18 protein-coding genes are annotated in these 21,047 nt (G+C 49.1%); 10 read left to right on the top strand and 8 right to left on the bottom strand.

Annotated elements, in window-relative coordinates; genetic code table 11:
- The first annotated feature begins 38 nt into the window (after positions 1 to 38).
- Positions 39 to 641 carry a TetR/AcrR family transcriptional regulator gene (locus AC55FS_RS13155; RefSeq protein ID WP_496932711.1) on the top strand — a complete coding sequence of 201 codons (603 nt, stop codon included), beginning with the start codon at positions 39 to 41 and terminating at the stop codon, positions 639 to 641.
- A gap of 122 nt (positions 642 to 763) precedes the next feature.
- On the opposite strand, the gene AC55FS_RS13160 is transcribed toward AC55FS_RS13155, so the two are convergent.
- Positions 764 to 1,270 (bottom strand): metal-dependent hydrolase, encoded by a 507-nt coding sequence (locus AC55FS_RS13160; protein ID WP_496932712.1) that lies wholly within the window; start codon positions 1,268 to 1,270, stop codon positions 764 to 766.
- A 405-nt stretch (positions 1,271 to 1,675) separates the two neighbouring features.
- Positions 1,676 to 2,329, bottom strand: coding sequence for a DUF2268 domain-containing putative Zn-dependent protease (locus AC55FS_RS13165; RefSeq protein ID WP_496932714.1), 654 nt, complete (start codon positions 2,327 to 2,329; stop codon positions 1,676 to 1,678).
- A gap of 597 nt (positions 2,330 to 2,926) precedes the next feature.
- Between AC55FS_RS13165 and imuA the strand changes: the two genes are divergently transcribed.
- From imuA to AC55FS_RS13190, 5 genes are all read left to right on the top strand, one after another.
- Positions 2,927 to 3,547 (top strand): translesion DNA synthesis-associated protein ImuA, encoded by a 621-nt coding sequence (gene imuA, locus AC55FS_RS13170; protein ID WP_496932715.1) that lies wholly within the window; start codon positions 2,927 to 2,929, stop codon positions 3,545 to 3,547.
- On the top strand, positions 3,547 to 5,103 hold the full coding sequence (locus tag AC55FS_RS13175; protein WP_496932716.1) for a Y-family DNA polymerase: 1,557 nt from the start codon (positions 3,547 to 3,549) through the stop codon (positions 5,101 to 5,103). Before imuA ends, AC55FS_RS13175 begins: the two co-directional genes overlap by 1 nt.
- The gene (locus AC55FS_RS13180; protein ID WP_496932717.1) at positions 5,087 to 8,164 is read left to right on the top strand and encodes an error-prone DNA polymerase; all 3,078 of its coding nucleotides are present in this window, start codon (positions 5,087 to 5,089) and stop codon (positions 8,162 to 8,164) included. The genes AC55FS_RS13175 and AC55FS_RS13180 overlap by 17 nt, the downstream gene beginning before the upstream one ends.
- Positions 8,151 to 8,726 (top strand): hypothetical protein, encoded by a 576-nt coding sequence (locus tag AC55FS_RS13185; RefSeq protein ID WP_496932718.1) that lies wholly within the window; start codon positions 8,151 to 8,153, stop codon positions 8,724 to 8,726. The genes AC55FS_RS13180 and AC55FS_RS13185 overlap by 14 nt, the downstream gene beginning before the upstream one ends.
- A 206-nt stretch (positions 8,727 to 8,932) precedes the next feature.
- Positions 8,933 to 9,658, top strand: coding sequence for a hypothetical protein (locus AC55FS_RS13190; protein ID WP_496932720.1), 726 nt, complete (start codon positions 8,933 to 8,935; stop codon positions 9,656 to 9,658).
- 40 nt (positions 9,659 to 9,698) lie between these two features.
- Here the strand turns inward: AC55FS_RS13190 and AC55FS_RS13195 are convergent, their stop codons facing one another.
- A complete protein-coding gene (locus tag AC55FS_RS13195) occupies positions 9,699 to 10,862 on the bottom strand; it encodes an iron-containing alcohol dehydrogenase (protein WP_496932721.1) in 1,164 nt (387 codons plus the stop codon).
- 172 nt (positions 10,863 to 11,034) lie between these two features.
- Between AC55FS_RS13195 and AC55FS_RS13200 the strand changes: the two genes are divergently transcribed.
- On the top strand, positions 11,035 to 11,907 hold the full coding sequence (locus AC55FS_RS13200; protein ID WP_496932722.1) for an AraC family transcriptional regulator: 873 nt from the start codon (positions 11,035 to 11,037) through the stop codon (positions 11,905 to 11,907).
- 39 nt (positions 11,908 to 11,946) lie between these two features.
- Here AC55FS_RS13200 and AC55FS_RS13205 read toward each other — a convergent pair whose 3' ends face one another.
- The 5 genes from AC55FS_RS13205 to AC55FS_RS13225 form a co-directional block, all read right to left on the bottom strand.
- Entirely contained in the window at positions 11,947 to 13,176 is a 1,230-nt protein-coding gene (locus AC55FS_RS13205; RefSeq protein WP_496932723.1) for a hypothetical protein, read from the bottom strand.
- A 116-nt stretch (positions 13,177 to 13,292) separates the two neighbouring features.
- Positions 13,293 to 13,739: a DUF2867 domain-containing protein gene (locus AC55FS_RS13210; protein WP_496932724.1), complete on the bottom strand. Its 447-nt coding sequence runs from the start codon at positions 13,737 to 13,739 to the stop codon at positions 13,293 to 13,295.
- Positions 13,740 to 13,794: 55 nt separating this feature from the next.
- A complete protein-coding gene (locus tag AC55FS_RS13215; RefSeq protein ID WP_496932725.1) occupies positions 13,795 to 14,346 on the bottom strand; it encodes a TetR/AcrR family transcriptional regulator in 552 nt (183 codons plus the stop codon).
- Positions 14,343 to 14,732, bottom strand: a complete 390-nt coding sequence (locus tag AC55FS_RS13220; RefSeq protein ID WP_496935971.1) for a DUF6463 family protein — start codon at positions 14,730 to 14,732, stop codon at positions 14,343 to 14,345. The genes AC55FS_RS13215 and AC55FS_RS13220 overlap by 4 nt, the downstream gene beginning before the upstream one ends.
- 342 nt (positions 14,733 to 15,074) lie before the next feature.
- Complete coding sequence (locus tag AC55FS_RS13225) at positions 15,075 to 16,130, bottom strand: alpha/beta hydrolase family protein (protein WP_496932726.1); 1,056 nt, start codon at positions 16,128 to 16,130, stop codon at positions 15,075 to 15,077.
- A 167-nt stretch (positions 16,131 to 16,297) separates the two neighbouring features.
- Between AC55FS_RS13225 and AC55FS_RS13230 the strand changes: the two genes are divergently transcribed.
- The 3 genes from AC55FS_RS13230 to AC55FS_RS13240 all read left to right on the top strand — a co-directional run bounded on the left by AC55FS_RS13230 (position 16,298) and on the right by AC55FS_RS13240 (position 21,038).
- A complete protein-coding gene (locus AC55FS_RS13230; protein ID WP_496932727.1) occupies positions 16,298 to 16,756 on the top strand; it encodes a DUF2141 domain-containing protein in 459 nt (152 codons plus the stop codon).
- A gap of 188 nt (positions 16,757 to 16,944) precedes the next feature.
- The gene (locus tag AC55FS_RS13235) at positions 16,945 to 17,910 is read left to right on the top strand and encodes an efflux RND transporter periplasmic adaptor subunit (RefSeq protein ID WP_496932728.1); all 966 of its coding nucleotides are present in this window, start codon (positions 16,945 to 16,947) and stop codon (positions 17,908 to 17,910) included.
- Positions 17,907 to 21,038 carry an efflux RND transporter permease subunit gene (locus tag AC55FS_RS13240; protein ID WP_496932729.1) on the top strand — a complete coding sequence of 1,044 codons (3,132 nt, stop codon included), beginning with the start codon at positions 17,907 to 17,909 and terminating at the stop codon, positions 21,036 to 21,038. Before AC55FS_RS13235 ends, AC55FS_RS13240 begins: the two co-directional genes overlap by 4 nt.
- Positions 21,039 to 21,047 lie beyond the last annotated feature (9 nt).

The following is a 21,047-nucleotide window of genomic DNA, read 5'->3' on the forward strand; positions in this document are numbered from 1 at the left end:
TTGGTTAAATGACCAAATTACTGCAGCGGATACCCAATATGGCAAGACCCTCCAACAGCGACGACCGCCGCCAGCAAATCGTGCAGGGCCTGATGATGGCAATGGCTAACCATGGCTATGACAAAGCCTCAATCAATAGCATCGCCAAAGCAGCCGGCTTGTCCCCCGGGCTCATTCATTACCACTTCAGCAATAAACTGGAGATTTTATTATCACTAACAGAAAGACTTAGCGCTCAGCTGTTACAGCGCTTTCAGCAACGAGCCGAGCAGGCCAACACCGCCAGTGAACGCTTAGAAGCCTACATAGATGCCGCCTTAGCCTTAGGTAAAGACAGCAGCACCAGCAGCGTGGCGGTGTGGGTGTTAATCGGCGCACAAGCCGTTGCCAACGATGACGTTCGACAAGCGTACCAAGCGGTCATCGCTCAGCAACTAATGACGCTACAAAAGCTCGTGCAGGAAACAGCAAAAGAAGCCGGCCACAACTTGGCAAACGAACGGGCTCAACACCTGGCCACTTTCGCCATAGCCAGCATCGAAGGCGCTTACCAGCTCGCCAGCACGGTACCCCAGACCGCTAATGGTCAGGCCGCCAGTACCCTTAAAGCAGCATTACAGGGCCTACTTAGGGCCTGTTAACACTATTTGGCTGTTTGAGCTGAAAATCCTTCAATTAAGGCGCGAAGAGTGATGTTTAACCCGTTACATGCCTCAAAAAACTGACTTGCAGCAGCAAATGTTAACAGGCCCGATACAGCCTCTTAACGGCGGTGATGTATGCAGCGCTGATAAAAACTGACAGCATAAAAAACAGCGGCCCCCAGCACACCCGCGTATAAACAAAAACGATGCAGCTGTTCCACCGATATCCAGCGCCACAGCGCATTATCAAGGCTCCAAGGGAAAAAAGGCTCAACATCTGCATGCATAATGCTATCGAGCAGTACATGACTGTAACTGCCGATAAATGCACTGATAAAAACCACCCACCAGGGGATCGGTTGGCGCCAGGAAGATTCTAGTCTTAACAGCCATAATCCCAACTGTGACAAATATTTGCCCGACAAAGCCGCTATGACCGCTAATAACGAAGCACCCAGATAAGTATGAGAGAAACCGTGCAAGTGGCCTTCTCCCGTTAACATCACCAGCAGAGGCTGAATATCCATCACAATTTGGGTCCAGCCAAAGACCATTAAACTAAAACTGCCACGCAGTAAGCTCTTAATTAAAATACCCGGCCCCATATGAATGGGAGTGAACGGCATAGCGGTTACCCTCAAGCTAGATTGGCCCTAGTTATCTTAAACCCGGAAAGAAGCATTTGAATAGTTAAAACAACGCGACAAGATACACCATGGGCGCAGTTATTACATAGATTTATTAAATAAAAATGCTCAGACAATGAGAGGGACGATACAGATCTCAAAAAAAAAGCTGTTATACAACCACCCTCTAGCGGTACGACTTGCTCTACACCTATTGTTTCTAGGCAAGTTTCTATACGGATCTTGCCTGGACGGCGTATTCCATTCGCTCTGCGCTATTGAAGTTCGTATGGCATGATGTAATTTAACACCCTATACGACAGAATACATTCATATTAAAACTCACACTGGACTCACTCCTAAAAGACTTATTGATGATCAATAGCGTTACACTGGCCGATATAATTACAGCAGCTCGTTAGCAAAATGAATCAGTAGGTCGTCATCCACACCCACTAACTGCAATTCACTGAGCTGATTCGGCTGTAAATACGCCAGCACAATGTTATAGCCGACCCAATAGGCCGCATAGCGGGGCATCTCTTCTGGCCGACTGCCCAGCAGGTAATAATCCAGATCAAACGATGGGCTATACAAATCTGGCTGCATGCGCACATAAAGTTCGCGCCAGTCTTGATCAAGCAGTTGATTAAACAGTGACGGGACAACGCCTGTCATGGTCTGCTCAAAGTGACAAGCCAATCCCTCTCTTACCACCGCACTGGCAAGATTAGAGCCAGTAGCCGCTTGCACATGAAGTCGCGCGGCATGGTGCATTTCATGCACCAACACAGACGCATAATCTCGTTCGATACAGTCTTGCAAATCTGCTCGCTGGGTATCAAAAAAGATTTCGACCCTATGTTCTGATAGAGTATAACCACCAATACCATGGGGTATTACCTCATCACGCCCTGCTATGCACAAAGTGAGATCAATATCTGCCAACGGCAGTACTTCAACCAGCTGCGCCATTAATTGCTCAGATCTATGAATCAGATCTTTTGCATAGGGCTCGAGTTTTTTTGAGCTGTCCAAACAAACTATTTGATATTCCATTTCCATCTCCTTATTAAATGGAGGCGGCAGTGTATATCAAACCACACAGCGTACAAAAATATTCCAGCAGACCATCCCTCACCTTTAAGTCAGCTTTTTCTTGAGATAAGGGATGAGGAGCGTGATTTAACGGGTTAAATAAGCAACGAATAACGCGACTCAGGGAAAATAGGCTCCAGCCCTTCGATATATGGCTGAAAATCCCTCAATTCGTTTTTCTCATTCTTCATTTAACTCGTTAAACATTCATCTTCGCGCCTTGATTGAAGGGTTTTGATCTCATAACAGCGTGATCGAAATAGTGTTAACAGGCCCTAGAGAAGCAACTGCCAACCTCTCTAAGCCAAACAGGGTCATGATCGGCACAGTGTCTTTCCGGCGGCCCATCGGCAGAAGTCAACGCATGAGAACGACGCCGACTAAGCAAGCTGCCCCGCACACAGCACACAGCACACAGCACACAGCACACAGCACACAGCACACAGCACACAGCACGCAAAGGTAGCTGTCATTCTTAACCTTGGCTCAGCCAGCACTTTTCAGCCCAGCAGCAATACTGTATAAAAACACACACTGTACAAATAAACAGGTGCGAGTATGAAGACACTCGAGCATATGCTGCAACAAGGTCAGGTCTGGCAAGCGCAACGTCCGCAATCTGCCGCCACCTTAAGCTCCGGCTACGATGCATTGAATAACGCGCTGCCCGGTGGAGGTTGGAACCTCGGCGCCGTACATGAGCTGTATCATACTGGCCCCGGCCAAGGCGAGCTCAGCATATTGCTACCAGCCCTGGCTCAACTCAGCCAACAGCCTCGTTGGATTGTCTGGGTGGCACCGCCGCTGTTGCCAAATGCCACCGCCCTGAGCATGGCAGGCATTAACTGCGAACGTTTGTTATTGGTGCATCCCAAAAACTATCAGCAAGCCATCTGGAGCATGGAAGAAGCCCTGCGCAGTCCGCATTGCAGCGCCGTATTGGGCTGGCCGCAAGAGTTTCACAAGTCCCATATCCGGCGTCTGCAAACCGCCGCCGCCGAACACAACTCACTGTGCTGGTTATGGCCACAAACACCCTTTGATGCCAGCGGCTCGCCCGCCGCCATACGCCTCGGGGTTCGTCGCCAGCAAGCCCAGCAACTGCAAATCGAGTGCTTTAAGCGCCGCGGCGGCTGGCCTCTGCCGCCTTTTTATATTGATTTGCCCCAGGTGCATTGATGCGTTGGCTGTACCTGTATTTTCCCCAGCTGTATTTGCATGCCAGCGGGGCCGATCCACAACAGCCACAGGCACTACTCGACAACCGTGGTGAACACCTGCTCGATATCAATGACTGTGCCCAACAGCACGGCATAGAGGTAGGCATGCCACTGGCCAGCGCCTGGTGTTTGTGCCCAGAGCTGCAAGTACAGCGATTACAGCTCGAGCAACAACAACGCTGGTTACAGCAAAGAGCACTGTGGGCGTATCGCTTTTCTGCCCATGTCAGCCTCGATCTGCCCAACGGCCTCTGGTTGGAAGTGGCCAGCATGGCCAAACTATTTGGCAGTGTACCGGCATTGTGGCAGCAACTGACCCAAGCCGCTCAAGCCATGCATTGGCCACTGCAAACCGGCTTAGCCGCCACGCCCATGCAAGCCAAACTGGCGGCTTACCATCATTGGTTTGAACAGCCCGTCGCCGAGCACAATGTTTGGCAGCGCTGCCTGCAAGCTTCTATTGATGAACTGCTACTCCCCCAGGCGCAGCAACTGCAATTACAACGACTGGGCATTCGCACCCTGGCACAGCTGTTACAGCTACCCAGTGCCGATATTGCCAGTCGGTTATCAGCGCAGCTGCTGTTGTTTTTACAACAGCTACAAGGGCAACAAAAGCAGCCCCTGGCTGCCTTTAAACCGCCGTTAATATTTCAGGATGACTGCCTGTTTATCTCTGAAGTGGAGCATAGAAATGGTTTGTTGTTTCCCCTCACCCGTATGCTAGCAAGTTTGGCCGGTTTTTTATGGCGCCGGCAATTGGCCACTCATCGCCTGAATCTGCAACTCAGTCATCGACATCAGCCAACCAGCCATTGGCGCATACAATTTGCCCATAGCGAATATCGCCAAGAGGAGCTGTTGTTTTTGTGTAGACATCAGTTAGAGCAACAGCATCTGCCCGCCCCGGTCACCCAGCTGACATTGCAGGTGGACGAATTTGTTGCCCAGCAGCGCCAACAAATATCCCTCACAGGTCAATCATTAACAGATAACAACACGGGCCTTAGCAACGAGTTGCCAGCAGAATTAACGCAGCAAGGCCGGCAAACACTGCTTAATCGCTTACAAGCCAAACTGGCACCTGAGCAATTACGGCGTTTACACCCCGATGGTGACGCTAGGCCAGAATACGCCAGCTGCTGGCCGCAACACAGCGACTATCCACACAGCAACGATCAGCCCAGCAACAGCCAGAACAGCAATCATCAGCACAGCAAGCTAAAAAAATCAGGCTTAAAGAACGTCCCGCAAAAAAACAAACAGCCAAAATCCCGTCAAAAGACTGAACCCAGCCACTATCGCCATAGCGTGCGACCACTGTGGCTATTGCCACAACCGCAACCCTGCGACACACCACAACAGTGCGAACCCGGACCAGAGCGCATCAGCGCGGGCTGGTGGCAACATCAGGCGGTACGCCGCGATTATTATCGCGCCTGGTTAGGGCAAAGTTATGTCTGGGTGTTTCGTGACGATCAGCAACACTGGTATCTGCATGGCTACTTTGGCTGATAGCAGCGCTGCCTTTGCCGAACTGCATTGCTGCAGTAATTTCACTTTTTTAACCGGTGCGTCACATCCTCAAGAGCTGGTGCAACGTGCTAGCGACTTAGGTTACCAAGCTTTAGCTCTAACCGATGAGTGCTCGGTGGCCGGTGTGGTACGCGCCCATCAAGCTATTAAAGATCTGCAATTGCCGATCAAGTTAATTATTGGCAGCAGCTTTTATACCCCTAAGCAGCGTTTTATTGTGCTGGCACCTAACCATGCCGCCTACCAGGAACTGTGCCAGCTGATAAGCCACTGCCGCATGCAGGCCAATAAAGGCGACTATCAATTTCATTGGCGCGATTTACTCAACAGTGAGCAATTATTGCTGTTATGGCAGCCGCATAATGTGGATGACACCCTTCGCCAAGCTCTGCAGCAACATTTTGCTGGCCGTTTATGGCTGTTAGCAGAACGTTTATTAGATGAGCACGACCCGCTGCGTTATCAACGCATCCTCGATTGGGCTCAGCAGTGGCAGCTGCCTCTTACCTGTGCCAATGACGTGCATATGCATCACCCACAGCGCCAACCATTGCAAGACTGCCTGACTGCCCTGCGTCATAACCTCAGTGTGGCCGACTGCCGCCAGTATTTATTCGCCAATGCTGAGCGCCATTTACGCTCACTAAAAAAATTACAGCATTTATATCCGCCAGCGCTACTTAACAGCACCATTGAAATCGCCAACCGCTGTCACTTTAGCCTTGATGAGCTGGCCTACCAGTACCCCACCGACAGCCTACCAGACGGTATCGAAGCCGGCGCCTACCTACGCCAGCTGGTACAGCAAGGCATTGAGCAGCGCTTTCCAGAAGGCGCCAAACACAGCACCTTAGAGACTATCGAAAAAGAGTTAAAACTGATTGCGCTAAAAAAATATGAGCACTATTTTTTAACCATTTACGACATTGTCCGCTTTGCCCGTCAGCAAAATATTTTATGCCAAGGGCGCGGCTCCGCTGCCAATTCGGTGGTCTGTTATTGCCTCGGCATTACCGAGGTCAACCCAGAAGAAGTACAGTTATTATTCGAGCGATTCATATCTGAAGAACGCCACGAACCACCCGATATTGACGTTGATTTTGAAAGCCAACGGCGTGAAGAAGTCATTCAATATATTTACCGCACCTACGGTCGTAGTCGCGCCGCTCTGGCCGCAACAGTTATAAGCTACCGACGCAAAAGCGCCATTCGCGATATCGGCAAAGCGCTGGGGCTGGATTTACTGTTATTAGAGCGGGCGATGAATAATTTTGGCTGGCGCTATCGTGATAAAAACTCATTTGATGAGTTATTTTCGGCCTCTGTTGAACCACTCACTCGTCAGCGTTTTCAGCAACTGGTCTCCGACATCATAGGTTTTCCACGCCATTTATCTCAGCATGTGGGCGGCTTTGTGATCAGTCGCGGGCCTCTTAATGCCCTGGTTCCCACCGAAAATGCCGCTATGCCAGAGCGCAGTGTTATTCAATGGGATAAAGACGACCTAGAATCCCTCGGCTTGATGAAGGTCGATATTTTAAGCCTAGGCATGCTCAGTGCCCTGCGCCGCTGTTTGGCTTATATCAGCCCAGCTAAGCAAGCCATGACATTGGCCGATATTCCCAGAGATGACCCCGCCACCTACGCCATGATTCAAAAGGCCGATACCGTCGGTGTCTTTCAAATCGAAAGCCGGGCACAAATGAATATGCTACCTAGGCTAAAACCAGAAAATTATTATGATTTGGTGATACAAATTGCCATTGTCCGCCCCGGACCTATTCATGGTGATATGGTTCACCCTTATTTAAAACGCCGCCATGGCGAAGAGGCCGAAGAATACCCACTGGAGTCGTTAAAGCCGATATTAAAACGCACCAAAGGCATTCCGCTGTTTCAAGAACAAGTCATTGCCTTTGCCATGGTGGCTGCCGATTTCACCGCCGCGGAAGCCGATCAACTACGCCGTGCCATGGCCAGTTGGAAAAAAAAGGGCCATATGCACACACTGCAGCAACGGCTGCACGACAATATGTTAAATAATGGCTTTACCCTGGAGTATATCGAGCGAATTCAGCGCCAGCTGCAGGGGTTTGGTGAATACGGTTTTCCTGAATCCCATTCCGCCAGTTTTGCATTATTGGCCTACGCCAGTTCCTGGTTAAAGTGTCATTATCCGGCCGAATTTTGCTGTGCCTTATTGAATAGCCAGCCGATGGGGTTTTATAGCCCAGCGCAACTGATTAACGACGCCAAACGTCATGGTGTCACCGTCAAGCCCGTCGACATTAATCACAGCGACTGGGAGCACAGCTTAGAAACTGGCCATGGAGCACCAGCCTTGCGTCTTGGCCTGCGATTAGTCAATGGTTTGCAAAAAAGCGTGGCCCAACAATTACTCGCGCAAAGGCCAGCAGACGGCTACCGCAGCATTGCGCAGTGTTTGCAGCTCAATCAACTCGACAGTCAGCAACGCCAAGCACTGGCGTCGGCCAATGCCTTTGCCGATTTGGCACAACATCGCTATCAGGCGCGCTGGCAAGTGGCCGAGCCAATACAAGACGATTTATTCAGTCATATTCAGCCGGTGCCCAGCTGGCCCTTGCAAGCCCCTAATGAAGTGGAAAATCTGCTGGAGGACTATCACAGCTTAGGCGTCACCCTAGGGCGACACCCATTGGAGTTATTACGTGAGCAAGGCAAGTTGGGCAATAGCCTGAAGGCCTGCGAACTGCTGCAAAGGCCCCATGACAGCGAAGGTTTTGTCGCCGGTTTGGTCACCTGTCGCCAGCGCCCAGGGACGTCTGCCGGTGTTACCTTTGTGACCCTAGAAGACGAAAGCGGCAGCAGCAATGTGGTGGTCTGGCTCAGCACCGCCCAAAAGCAGTTAAAAACTCTGGTCAGCGCGCGCATATTGCAGGTGTATGGCCGCATTGAAAAAGATCAAAACAGCGGCATTGTGAATGTTATTGCCTATAAGTTGATCGACTTAAGCCATTTGCTCAATAACTTGGCCAGCAGATCCCATGATTTTCATTAGAAGGATACAATCACACCATCTGCCACACGTCTTTGCCGCACTCTTAATTTTGATTACCAGCATTCTTCCCGGCGGTCCTATACTAAAACAAATAGATAATTTGGTAACAGGAATGGCTATAAATCTTATTCTGGAAAAAACTGATCAAGTGACGTTCTTCACCAATATGAAAGAAGTCTTTTCGGCGATGAATATTTCATGCAGCGACTACGATTGGTTTATCAGAGACCTTGAGACCAACGGTTACCCAATAACAGAAGGCTGGCATACTGGCGCAGCTTTGAACAGGTCGTTACAGCAGCAGAACATTCAGTTCATTTGGGCGGTATTTAGTGCATTCTCGCTAGGAACTCGATTTGAGGTTAACAATCCACCAACGGTTGAAGACAACCCAAATTACTGGAATTCATCCAATCCAAAACCTCAACTAGATAACGCTCTATTTGAAATAGCGTGCTGGGACAGTAGCGCCACGATACTCATAGGCTTGAGTCCAGCTATGGCAAAAAGCTTTCGATCACAATATACCGACACAATTGAACTAGAACATGCCGCTAGATAAATAATCAACCAGCATTAATGCATCAATTGCTCGTCGTAATCTAAACAACCAACGTAATGCAACTGCAACCACAAGCCCGGCGAGAACCTATGGCACACGAAAACGCCAACGTTTGATCACGTCGAACACCCAGTTAAGCCAAGGTTCAGCCAGTTGTGCTGCAATAGCCGCTATCGACTAAAGCCCCCATATAATCGAGATTCGCTGTGCCCTACTCCTTGCTCCTGCTGCTCTGTTTTTGGCTGGCTTGCAGTCATGCCAGAGCGGACTGGCCAGAACTAAATACCGGCCTCACCTTATATCAGCGCATGACGGCCTTCGAGCACGAAGACTCAACACAAGCGGCGTTCACCATGGATGGCGGCAATAAACCCAGACCCTGGCTAGGGCTCAACTTTGGTGATGAGTATTTTGGCAATTCCCGCTGGGGCTATACCCTCGGAGTGAGTTATTATATTGACCACTCCAATCAACAACATATGGAGCGTGATGGCGAAGAAAGATCAACACGCTTGGGCACACGCAGTCGCACCGAAGTGTACGGTCTGAAGCCCGCACTGTTTTATCGTTTTGACGTAACGCCAAAACACGCCATAAAAGCTGGCCTGGGCACCACCTTAGGCTACAGCAAGGTGCGCGGCAGCGCCTATCAAACAGAATACAAGGCTGATGAGGATTGCTACGCCGCCGCAGGCCGCTATGTTAATACGCCCAATAGCACTAACAAGCTCGACATTCGAAGTCATTGTGAACGCGTACGCTACGCCAGCAACAGCACTACCCTAGGTGCCTTGGTGTTTTTGGAGCTTGAGCAGCAATATTGGCGCTGGGAACTTGCCGTTGCTATTTACAACCAAACACACTCTTACGACCATTACCATTTTTCTGCCAAAGAACTCAGCTTGGGAGTGGCTAGACGCTGGTCGTTTTAGCATAACGGCGGCACTCTTTACCGCCGTTATGCTTTGCCTATCAAGCAGAATAGGCGTCTTGCAAAATCTGCCGACTGATCGAAAGATCTAGATCACCGGTTTCAGACAATGCCGTCATACCATGGGCTTGCAAGGCATTAATCACCTCATCAATGCCCTCGCGCGCTACACCATAATCCGACAAACGTGTGGCCACACCCAGCGACTGGAAAAATTCACGAGTTTTATCGATGGCAGCATCAATGCGCTCATCATCCGTGCCATCGCTAATATTCCACACTCGTTCAGCGTACTGCAGCAGTTTTTCGCGCTTTTGTTGCTTGCGAACTTTCCACAAAGATGGCTGTACAATGGCCAAGGTTTGCGCATGATCAATGCCAAATAATGCCGTTAATTCATGACCTATCATATGGGTGCTCCAATCCTGAGGTACACCCGCACCAATAAACCCATTCAGAGCCCACGTGGCTGACCACACCAAGGATGCTCTGGCGTCATAGTTTTCTGGTTGCTCCAGCGTAACTGGGCCCACTTCAATTAGGGTCTGCAGCAAGCCTTCTGCGGTACGATCTTGAACCGGTGCATTTACAGGGTAAGTAACATATTGCTCAAGAATATGTACAAAAGCATCCACAACACCGTTAGCCACTTGTTTTCGCGGCAAGGTAAAGGTCAGGCTAGGATCCAAAATAGAAAACTTAGGAAAATTAAGTGGGCTCATTACAGGGAATTTCCCCCCATTATGAGAAATCACTGCCCCCATATTCATTTCTGATCCTGTGGCTGGCAATGTCGCGACCACGGCTAAAGGAATCGAACGCTCAATCGGTAATGGCGCAAAACCGTGGTTCAATAAACTTTCTGCATCACCATCAAAAGGTGCCGCTGCGGCAACAAACTTAGTGCCGTCCATGACTGAGCCACCGCCCAATGCCAACAGAAAATCGATATTTTGCTCACGCACGATATCAACGGCTTTCATTAAGGTGTCAAACTGTGGGTTGGGCTCAATACCAGCAAAGGTGGTCACTGAGCGCGAGCCCAATTGTTCCAACACCTTGGCTAAGGTTCCAAAACGCTCAACACTGCCGCCACCATACAACACCAGCACCCTAGCCTGCTGTGGCACCAGACGATCAAGCTCAGCTAAGCGATCCTGTCCAAATACGATGTGGGTGGGATTGTGATAATCAAAGTTTTGCATGCTTATGGTCTCTATTTGCTCATTCCGAATGCATACAGAATACCGCCACCAAGACAGTTTAGAATGGGCTATCCGCTCGAAAACATGCCTATTCCTATCACTAAAGAGAAAATAGGCAGACATGCAGCCAGTCTAGCAATAGACTAAAGCATCACTTTGAGAGCCATACCTTATGACCGAACTGATTCACAACTTGTTGGCTTTAGCCCCCAATGACGGCTTTAACCCAACCCGCCTACCAGGTGTAGGCGTATTCAAAGCCAGCGAGTCGAGTGGCCGGGTGCCGTTATGCTACAACCAAGGTGTGATCCTAATGGCGCAGGGGCAAAAACGGGTGTATTTGGGCGATCAGGTGTACAACTACAACCCGGATCACTATTTGGCCCTCACACTGCCATTGCCGGCCGAATGCGAAACCATCGTTAAGCAAGGTGAACCCTTGCTGTCTATGGTGATTGATTTCGACAGCGCCATGCTAAGCGAGCTGGTGCGTCTATATGATGAGCATCACTTAGCGCCCAAGGCCAACGAATCCGACGATAATAAAGGGCTATTTGTTAGCCATTTTGGTGACGAGCTAAAATGTGTTGTTGAAAGGCTCAGTGATTGCCTGTGCTCACCGCTACACAGTGCCGCCCTTGGCAAGGGGTTGGTCAGAGAAATATTGTTTCATTTATTGCAAGGGCCACAAGCTGCCTCACTATTCGCCCTGGCATCACACAACACTCACCTTGCCAGGCTTGAACGGGCATTAAAGTACCTCAACGAACACTACCAGCAAAAACTGGATGTTGAGCAACTGGCACAGCTGGCCAACATGAGCCCATCGAGCTTTCACCGTAATTTTCGACAAATGACATCAACCTCACCTATTCAATATATGAAGAAGATTCGTTTAACCCGAGCCAGACAACTACTAACGGATCAGGGCATCAAGGTAAAACAAGCAGCCAATCAGGTAGGCTATGACAGCCCAACCCAATTTAGCCGTGAATTTAAACGCTACTTTGGCCTTAGCCCGCAGGAGTGTGCCAAAGGAGTATAAATGTTGCCCGACAACTGCCGGGCATAAATACAGGATGGTTTATTGACGCACTCCAATCAACAAGGTGATATCACCTTCGCTCTTGGGGTAATGCACCGCCGCAATCATATTGTTTGATGGTGATGTGCTGACAGCATCAACCCATGACGATAGAGATTCCTGCGACATGGCATAGCCATTGGCTTGGGAGACTAAGCCAGTCAGTACTTCTTTACCGGAAGCAAGTCGGCACGCAGATTCTGAACAACTGAGACGTTCAGAAGACACAGTAATACGATGAGCATCAAAACGAAGAGGAAGACGGATAAATTGAATATTCCAATCACCGCTTAATTGAGGGGTGATAACCTGCTGCTCTCCCAAATCCGCAGCGGCAATCATAGCAACGCCATTCTCTAACGAATGGCCATCCACCATCGCCAGCGAAATTGTCGCCACACCTTGACCCGGTCGCAGAGAGGTAACGGAAATAGAAGCTGAGCCCAAACTCGATTCTGTCACAGAAAACAATAGGTTTTGCTTAATAGCCATGCAAAGGCTGACAACGCCATCCATTTGGTACGTGCAATAGTAATCATCACCAATAACATCTGCACCATACCTAAGTGCTTCCAAATTAGCGTCGAATTCAACAGCACCGGTAGGCGTCAGGCCAGACTCTGCACTCACAAGGTCCACATAACCAACAAAGGTGCCACCCATGGATGAAAAGTAGCGATAATGTAAGTCTGCATCTAATAGGCCGGCCGCCCGTTGCTGTAACCAGGATTCATAGCGCTGGAAAAAATCCCCGCCTTGATTGCTCACATTGTCGTTGTTATTCCCAGAGTCAGGATCTGCTCCAGTTTCTGGATCAGTACTGGTTTCTGGCTCAGTGCCAGTCTCTGGTTCAGTGCCAGTCTCTGGTTCAGTGTCAGTTTCTGGTTCAGTGCCGGTTTCTGATTCACTACCGGTTTCTGATTCACTACCGGTTTCTGATTCACTACCGGTTTCTGATTCACTACCGGTTTCTGATTCACTACCGGTTTCTGATTCAGTGCCGGTTTCTGGTTCAGTGCCGGTTTCTGGTTCAGTGCCGGTTTCTGGTTCAGTGCCGGTTTCTGGTTCAGTGCCGGTTTCTGATTCAGTCCCGGTTTCTGGTTCAGTACCGGTTTCTGGCTGAGTGGTGGGTACAGTTTTGCTTGGAGTACTGGATGAGCTTGCTGACGAGCCACCACATGCCGTTAAAAACGTAATACTTAAGACGAGCACTATCTTATGAAGCTGCATTATGAGCGTCCTTTTTCATAAGTGGCCGCGCATCATAGACAATTCGCTCACACTTACAATAGCAACACCCAGTGAACAATACGTCCTAATTTTGTTTACTTAGAAAACATTGACTTTCATAACCTGCCCTGTTGAATTGCTGAGCTAATACTGTACGACGCCACTCGCTTGTGAAACGGTTTAATCAATGCCATATATCCGCGGCCAATATTAGTATGTAGGTTAACGCGTGTGGCTATTGAATAATTATCGCCGCCTACACGCTGTGCCGATAACCACACATCCATATGTTTTTCGCGATTACCGACAATCACCTCGTTAGTCGTTGATTTAATAATCTGCATTTTTCCAATATGAGATTGATGTTGGATTTGTTCCAAAGTCACTACCATAGCAAGGTCACTGGTTTCAAAACCCAGCACACCTACCAGCTTATTTCGCCAACGCAATAAGCGTTGAACACCAACAGGCAAATGACCAAAAACCGCTACATATACAGCTTGTGCGCTATGGGCTGGAGTAGTGGCTGAAAAATAAAAGGCATCTTCATAGCCTTTACCCACAGACAACTCGGTAAGGCCAGAGCCAGGGGGTAACTCAGCAGAAAACCTCAAACGATTATCCATCTTGTTTTTCTCCATAAGACAGAGCCATGTCGATTAGCAACTGATCCATCGATTGTCGTAACGCCTGGCTAATGCTGCTCCCGGCCTGAACACAGCCAATAAAGTGCCAATACACCAGATTGGCCAAAACCTCCGCATTGTTATGCTCTCCCAATAACGCTTGGCATTGGCGGGTTAAATACTGTAAGCGTTGCTGATCAGCTTGCTCGACGACCGCCTGCACAGAGCCATCTTGCCAGGCCCAATGACGAATGGCCGCCTCAATCGCCAGCGCTTCATCATCGAGCAATTCATTTAACTGAACCTGGCGCTGCTGCCAGTCTGGCAAGTTTTCAACCTGCTCAATTAAATAGCGACTGTAATAAAACTGCCAATAGTCCAGCAACGCAGCCAAATAATCATCACGGTGCTTAAAATGATGATAAAAGGAGCCTTTACTGGCGCCAGCCGCGTGACACAAAGCATCGATTTTTACCGCTACGATGCCGTGCTGCGTTAATACTTTTAGGCCCAAACTTAACCAGTCTTGTCGCTGCATTTTCATAATGCAGCTCCCTGTATTTGATCCGCATCCGTGCCCATCAATAGCAGCAACGCCAAGGGGAAAAACAGCCAAGCTCCGGATTGTGGCAATACCAATACCGTGATGCCACCCGCCGCGAAAAAGGCACAGCCCAACCATCGGGGCAGCACCTGCCAGCGAGCTAGCCAAGCCTGCATTAGGGCGCCCAGTATCCACCAAAAGCCGCCCAACAATAGAAACCACAGCAAACCATTACGCTCTGCGTTTAACACACCATCGGCTTCAACAGTATTCCACCACCCTTCTGCCGCCATGGCCGCGAGAATATCCCAGCCCAACACCAGCCCCACCAAATTATGCAAACAACCGATGGCGACTAGCAGCCAACCTGAGTATCGATACCACATCACAGGCACTCCGTATCCACTTGAGAGAAACATACCATACCGTATAGTATGTTTTAGTTCTGCACAATATTAATTTTCTGGCCGATAAACCGACGCAGCAGCCCTGCTGCTCAACACTCAGCTTGCTCCATATCGGCTATCAGAGTGCCAACATCTGCAAATCAGCCGTACTCAACATCGAACGCTTTCCTAGTTTCTCAGCCCACATCTGGCCAATTGAATAAGCTCCAAGCGAGATCCACCGACACCTTGCCGGGAATCCAGGGTGCTTTCACAGCCTTTGAACGACCAACTAGCAAACGGCTGAAGATTCAGTCAGAAATAAAGCGTCTAATGATTTATTCAATCATCAGTATCCTGCTGCTCCGTATATGGCCCATCACCCACCTGCTGTACCACCCAGCGGGCAATGTCCGTGGTGACACCTTCCGCCAAGCCGTCCTTGCCCAAAACAACCATCTTTAGCCAAAACCACAGACTATCTTTGCTTTGGCCTTTAAAATAGCGCTGTTTAAACAACCCATGGTCGGCATCGGGATAAATATGATGGCTAAATCTTGATTCGATCTGTTCAAGATATACCGCCAGAGAGTGCTCCACATCGACTTGCTGATCCGAGTCGGCAAACACCGCCATCACAGGCTGGCTAATCGCCGACAACTCATGTTCAACATCTGCATGAATATTGTTGATTACAAACTCAAAGCGCGGCTGCGACATAGCCGTGCCCTGAAAAAACTCGGGTTGATGTTGTCGGCGATAATTCAGATAGTCCTCGTACGATATCCCGCTCGCCAGACGCTGATCCATGGCTTGGTTATAGGCGATTCCAGCTTGAAACTGCTCCTCGGTTAATTCGAGCGACAATAAACGCTGTTGAGTAAGAAACTGGCCTTGCTGGCGCCAATTAATGGCCGTTGAAATAAATACGGCATAGGCCACTCTAGAATCCTGCGATAATACCTTTGGCATCACCCAACCGGCTTGAGAGAATCCAACAAGACCAATATTGGCAGTATCGACATCCTCTCGACTACGCAAATATGCCAGCGCTTCAAGCACTTCTTGGCTTCGATCATTCATACTCTGCTGCAGCCAGTCGCCTTGGGAGGCACCAACGCCTGGTTTATCCCAACTAAAAACCGCCACGCCCTGTGCCAGCAAGGCATCAAAATAGGGCTGATAATAGCCCGAACTGTCTCGATCCATCGCACCGTCACCATGCACAAACACCGCCACAGGCACAGGTTTATTTTTATTTAGCGGTACCAGTAATGAACCCGACAAAGACTGACCTGCTGCCTCAAATCTAATCTCTTCTGAGTGATAACTGGGTTCATCCTGTACGAGCAGCGCCAACACCAATAGCAGCAACACCAGTGAGTAAAATACCTTCATAAATAACCTCCTACCGTTTTTGCCATGGTAGAGGCAAAAAAGAGCGTGGCTCAAATGCATCGGCTCACCCTAGTGCCATCTCTTACAAAGGCTTACTGAAGCTCAGCTGAGGCCTCCCTACACTGGGCCAATCAAGATTAATCACAACCATCAAACGAGATGATGATATGAACATAGTCATGCTGTCCTTTGTCACTGCCGCCAGCTTTACCAGCGCGATATCACAAGCAGAGCAAACAACCGACGTAGTACAACGACCTAAGCAAGGCACGTTGATCGTTCAGGTTAACGCTGCGACCAACAACGATGGCTACATAGATATCAGCCTGCTAGCAAACGAGCAGCAATTTAGCGGAGACGTAACCGCGGAGCTAAATTGTCGGCAAATAATTGTTGAAAAAAAAGCTAGCTGCACCTTCGCCGATCTGAGTCATGGCGACTATGCCGTATTTGCCTTTCACGATGAAAACGACAATCACAAACTTGATGAAAACTTTCTAGGAGCTCCCACGGAGAAACTGGCCATCAGTGCCATTGATCTGGCCAGCAATAGCAGCCCGTCTTTTGCACAAAGCAAATTTGGTTTTCAAAGCCAAGTTGGGCAAGTGTTTATTAACCTGCAATAGAGTGTTATCTAATGAAATCATGGCTGTCGTCCGTTCATTTGCGACAATCACTGGCAGCAGGCTTGGGATTGTTCTTATTGTTATGGGTCGTGGACGAGCTAGAAAACACAGACACGCCCCCACCTCAAAGCAACCCTACTGCCAAACATAGAATTGCCACCGTTGTTCAGCCCCAAATAGAGGCTCGAATGCCAACCCTTACGGTATTGGGCCAGGTAGAAAGCAGCAAACTGGTTGAACTGACCAGTAACGTCGACGGGCGCGTCATTGGCGCTTCAGCAGAGTTTAAACGCGGCACCGCCCTTGTCCCATCACAATGGCTGCTGCAGTTAGACCCTCTGCCCTATCAAGCCGCCGTCGCCGAAGCAAAAGTAGCTCTGATGAACGCCAATATGGCGCTCAAAAATGCCCATGCACAATACGCACATGACAGCCTGATGGTGGAAACCGCCAAAGCACAGCAACAGCATTATCAATTACTGGCCAAACAAGCACAGCAAAACCTTGATCAAACCCGAATTTCTCTGCCTTTTGCTGGCGAGTTGATCGCAATAAAAGCGCACGTCGGCGAACACATCGCTGTTGGCCAGAGCATAGCTACCGTACTGCCACGTCAGGGGCAAGATATTCGTGTCGCCCTCAGCGAACAGCAATTTGCGCTGTTGCAACAACCCCTTGAGCGCCAAATGGCCGTTATTCGAAATTTAGATAATAAAATTATCGGCCAGGCGAGCGTTCGCGGGATCAGCCAATACAGTTCACAATTGCAGCGTCAACTGTATTTAACCCCCAGTCAAGGCTCACCACTGGTGAGTGGCAAGCCGGTGTACGTAGAGTTGCCATTAACCCCCTGGCAAAGCATACATTCGCTTCCCGAAAGCAGCCTAACGGCCCAGCACGAAATCTGGTGGCTAGATAGAGTCAATAAAGTCCAGCGTTTTGCATTATCTGAGTTTGTTCTTCACAACAATCGAGTGTTTTTTCATTGGCCAACAGCGATCGACAAAAAAGCCAGTGTACTTGCCTACCCAAGCGATGCGCTGGCTCAAGGTATGCGTATCAAACCCCAAACGCTCATGAAAGAACCCGCTCAAGTCCACACAGCCAGCAGCCACAGCTCACCAACAAGTTCTTGGCAGGAGGCATCACTATGATCGCCTGGTTTACCCGCCACCCAGTGGCCGCCAACTTGCTAATGCTGAGCTTATTGCTAGGTGGCTGGATATCGGCCAGCCACATGCGAAAAGAAGTCCTGCCCAAGCTCCCCGCCAGCGAAATCGTGATTAGCGCCTATTACGAAGGCCGCAGCGCAGAGCAAATTGATCAGCAGCTGGGTCTAAAAATCATACACGCCTTAGAAGGTTTGAGTGGCATTAAATCTGTGACACTGGCCAGTCAGCAAAACCTGCTGCAGGCTACCGTAAAAAAGCAATTGGATTACGATATTAATAAACTGCTAAGCGATGTAAAGACCCATATTGAAGGCATTTACGACTGGCCAGAGCAGGCTGAAAAGGCCGACATCAGCCTGGCTGATATGACCTTTGATGCCTTAATGGTACAACTGCATGGCCATAGCGATGATGCCAGCATGTTGGCTGCTGCTACCCAGGTAAAGCAGGCTTTATTAGCCAACCCAGCAGTGCACAAAGTAGAACAACACGGCATACTGGAGTACGGCATATATGTGTATCTGCAGCCAGAAAGAATGCAGCTATATCAGTTGTCATTTGCTGAGGTCGCAGATGCCTTACATCAACAATCCGTTCGCAGTCGATCTGGATTACTCAAAACCGACAACGGTCAATTTTTACTGCAAGGGCAGCACAGCGTCGAGTCATTGCAGCAACTCAGCACACTGGTAGTACGTGTGAGTGAGCAAGGGCAACTGGTGCGCCTATCCGACGTAGCCCGTATTCATGATGGCTTTTTAGAACACCACTCTGAACTGAGCTTTAATCAGCAACCGAGCATGGCCTTTGCAGTCAAGATGTCGGCTGAAAGTGATGTGTTGGAGATATCTAGAGAGGTCAACCTTCTGGTATCAGAGCTTAGACAACAGCTACCAGACAACTTGCATCTCACTGTTTGGTTCAATGCCGCCGACTATGTCGAATCCCGCTTGACCTTGCTTAGCAACAATGCAGTGACGGGATTCATCCTGGTATTTATTATTCTTGGATTATTTTTGCAATTACGGTTGGCATTTTGGGTTGCCATGGGCTTGCCCGTCGCCATCGCCGGAAGCCTAATTGTCTTGGGTGAGTTTGGCTTTCACTACACCATTAATGAAGTCACTACCTTTGGCTTTATTCTGGTACTGGGCATCTTGGTCGATGATGCCGTCGTGGTAGGTGAAAGCATCTACAGCCACAAGCAGCAGCTTAGGGGAAATACATGCCAATCTTCAATTGAGGCGGCCATTACTGGCGCCAAAAAAGTGGCAATGCCAACCACCTTTGGTGTGTTAACGACGGTTGTTGCCCTGCTGCCGATGACACAATTTCCATCAGAAACAGGCAGATTATTTGCGGGATTCGCTTGGGTCATTATTGTGGCACTGTTGTTCTCGCTGTTGGAATCCAAGTTAATTTTGCCCGCCCATCTGCGTCATATCCAGGTACGCTCTGAAAACTCTCGAATCAACCAACTTCGCAATATCCCACAAGTCTTATTAGACCGTTGCCGGAACCAGCTGTATCTGCCACTACTACGCTGGTCGTTGCGTTATCGCTATGGCGTACTGCTGACCAGCTTAGCACTGTGTTTGTTGGTATTTGGATACCTAGCATCGGGCAAGATACGCAGTGTGATGTTTCCCCAGGTAGCGGGAGATTTAATGATGATGCAAATAGATATGGAAGCCAATACGCCATTAGCCTTGCTAAAAAAAGCCAGCAGAGAGGTAAAACGTCAGCGCCAAAGCATGAACCAGCATTATCGTAAGCAGTACGGCATTGAAGCCGATGTGATTGAAAAAAGTATGACCATCACCTTAGAACAAGGGCAAATTCTGGTCTTTGCTGAGCCACTCAAACGTGAGCTGCGCGGCTCCATTGACTTGGACACCCTGGCACAGCAATGGAAAACATCGCTACAGCATTTGGAAGGCGTCGCTAATATAGATATGGCGGTCTCGGTTGAAGGTTCAGGCGTTGGCAATCAGATCATTGTCCAGCACCCAGATATGGATACCCTAACGACACAAAACGAGGCGATCAAAACCTGGCTGTTATCACAGCCTGGAGTACGTTCAGTAAAGGATAGCCACGCGGAGAGCATGCCACAGTTATCATTTAGGTTAAAACCCGAAGCGCAGCTCTATGGCATTAGTCACCGCATGTTAGCCGAGCAACTGGCAGCAGGGTTTGGTGGCCTGGAAGTCGATCGTTTTTTTAGAGGCCAGTCGCGCGTAAAAATGTATCTAACACTGGATCCAGAAGCACGAGACAGTCGAGCGGACCTAGCAGATTTTTATATATTCAATAACGACGGCCAACGCTTTCCTCTCACCTCCATCGCCACCATTGAAACAACTCAGGCCAACAATCTGTTTTATCGCTACAACGGCGTTTTAAGCAGAAGCTTAGTCGTCGATATCGACAAATCAGTTACCAGTCCAAGCCTGATATATCAGCGACTAAAGACATCGTTATTGCCAGATATTCGCCAGCAGTATCCACGCTTGGGTGTTTTACCCGCAGGTGAGTTGGAAGAAATATCAGAATCACAAAAAGGCTTAGTAACGGCCTTTTCCCTGGCCTTATTAGGCATTTATGTCTTGCTGGCCATTCCCTTGCAGCGCTATTTTCAACCACTGATTATTATGGCCGCCATTCCTATTGGTTTGGTCGGTGCTATTATTGGCCATATTGTACTGGGGTTAACCATCAGCCTTTACTCCTGGCTTGGCATGCTGGCGTTATCCGGCGTAGTCGTCAACGACAGCCTATTAATTGTAAATCGTTTTAATGACTATCGTGATCAGGGTTTAGATCCGGATAAAGCCGCAATAGAGTCCTGCCTGAGCCGCTTTCGCGCCATTATCCTTACTTCAGTAACCACCTTTGCTGGCCTGTACCCGCTATTAAGTGAGACCTCAGAGCAGGCCCAATATCTGATACCCGCTGCGGTATCGATGGCATATGGACTGCTATTTGCCACCGTTATCAGCTTATTGCTAATTCCAATCATATTGTTGATATGTAGCGATATAGCGACCTGGCTGGGCATAAACACCCATTCCAATTTAGCAAACAATAATCACATAACGGCTTCTTAACCGAGACGC

It is taken from the genome of Bacterioplanes sp. CLAM21, from assembly GCF_059641015.1.

Excerpts from the sequence above, each read along its gene's own strand:
- AC55FS_RS13165 (WP_496932714.1), bottom strand. The coding sequence starts at position 2,329 with ATGGAATATCAAATAGTTTGTTTGGACAGCTCAAAAAAACTCGAGCCC.
- AC55FS_RS13205 (WP_496932723.1), bottom strand. The coding sequence starts at position 13,176 with ATGCAGCTTCATAAGATAGTGCTCGTCTTAAGTATTACGTTTTTAACG.
- AC55FS_RS13240 (WP_496932729.1), top strand. The coding sequence starts at position 17,907 with ATGATCGCCTGGTTTACCCGCCACCCAGTGGCCGCCAACTTGCTAATG.
- AC55FS_RS13220 (WP_496935971.1), bottom strand. The coding sequence starts at position 14,732 with ATGTGGTATCGATACTCAGGTTGGCTGCTAGTCGCCATCGGTTGTTTG.
- imuA (WP_496932715.1), top strand. The coding sequence starts at position 2,927 with ATGAAGACACTCGAGCATATGCTGCAACAAGGTCAGGTCTGGCAAGCG.
- AC55FS_RS13155 (WP_496932711.1), top strand. The coding sequence starts at position 39 with ATGGCAAGACCCTCCAACAGCGACGACCGCCGCCAGCAAATCGTGCAG.
- AC55FS_RS13180 (WP_496932717.1), top strand. The coding sequence starts at position 5,087 with ATGGCTACTTTGGCTGATAGCAGCGCTGCCTTTGCCGAACTGCATTGC.
- AC55FS_RS13195 (WP_496932721.1), bottom strand. The coding sequence starts at position 10,862 with ATGCAAAACTTTGATTATCACAATCCCACCCACATCGTATTTGGACAG.
- AC55FS_RS13185 (WP_496932718.1), top strand. The coding sequence starts at position 8,151 with ATGATTTTCATTAGAAGGATACAATCACACCATCTGCCACACGTCTTT.
- AC55FS_RS13160 (WP_496932712.1), bottom strand. The coding sequence starts at position 1,270 with ATGCCGTTCACTCCCATTCATATGGGGCCGGGTATTTTAATTAAGAGC.
- AC55FS_RS13230 (WP_496932727.1), top strand. The coding sequence starts at position 16,298 with ATGAACATAGTCATGCTGTCCTTTGTCACTGCCGCCAGCTTTACCAGC.
- AC55FS_RS13200 (WP_496932722.1), top strand. The coding sequence starts at position 11,035 with ATGACCGAACTGATTCACAACTTGTTGGCTTTAGCCCCCAATGACGGC.
- AC55FS_RS13215 (WP_496932725.1), bottom strand. The coding sequence starts at position 14,346 with ATGAAAATGCAGCGACAAGACTGGTTAAGTTTGGGCCTAAAAGTATTA.
- AC55FS_RS13235 (WP_496932728.1), top strand. The coding sequence starts at position 16,945 with ATGCCAACCCTTACGGTATTGGGCCAGGTAGAAAGCAGCAAACTGGTT.
- AC55FS_RS13175 (WP_496932716.1), top strand. The coding sequence starts at position 3,547 with ATGCGTTGGCTGTACCTGTATTTTCCCCAGCTGTATTTGCATGCCAGC.
- AC55FS_RS13225 (WP_496932726.1), bottom strand. The coding sequence starts at position 16,130 with ATGAAGGTATTTTACTCACTGGTGTTGCTGCTATTGGTGTTGGCGCTG.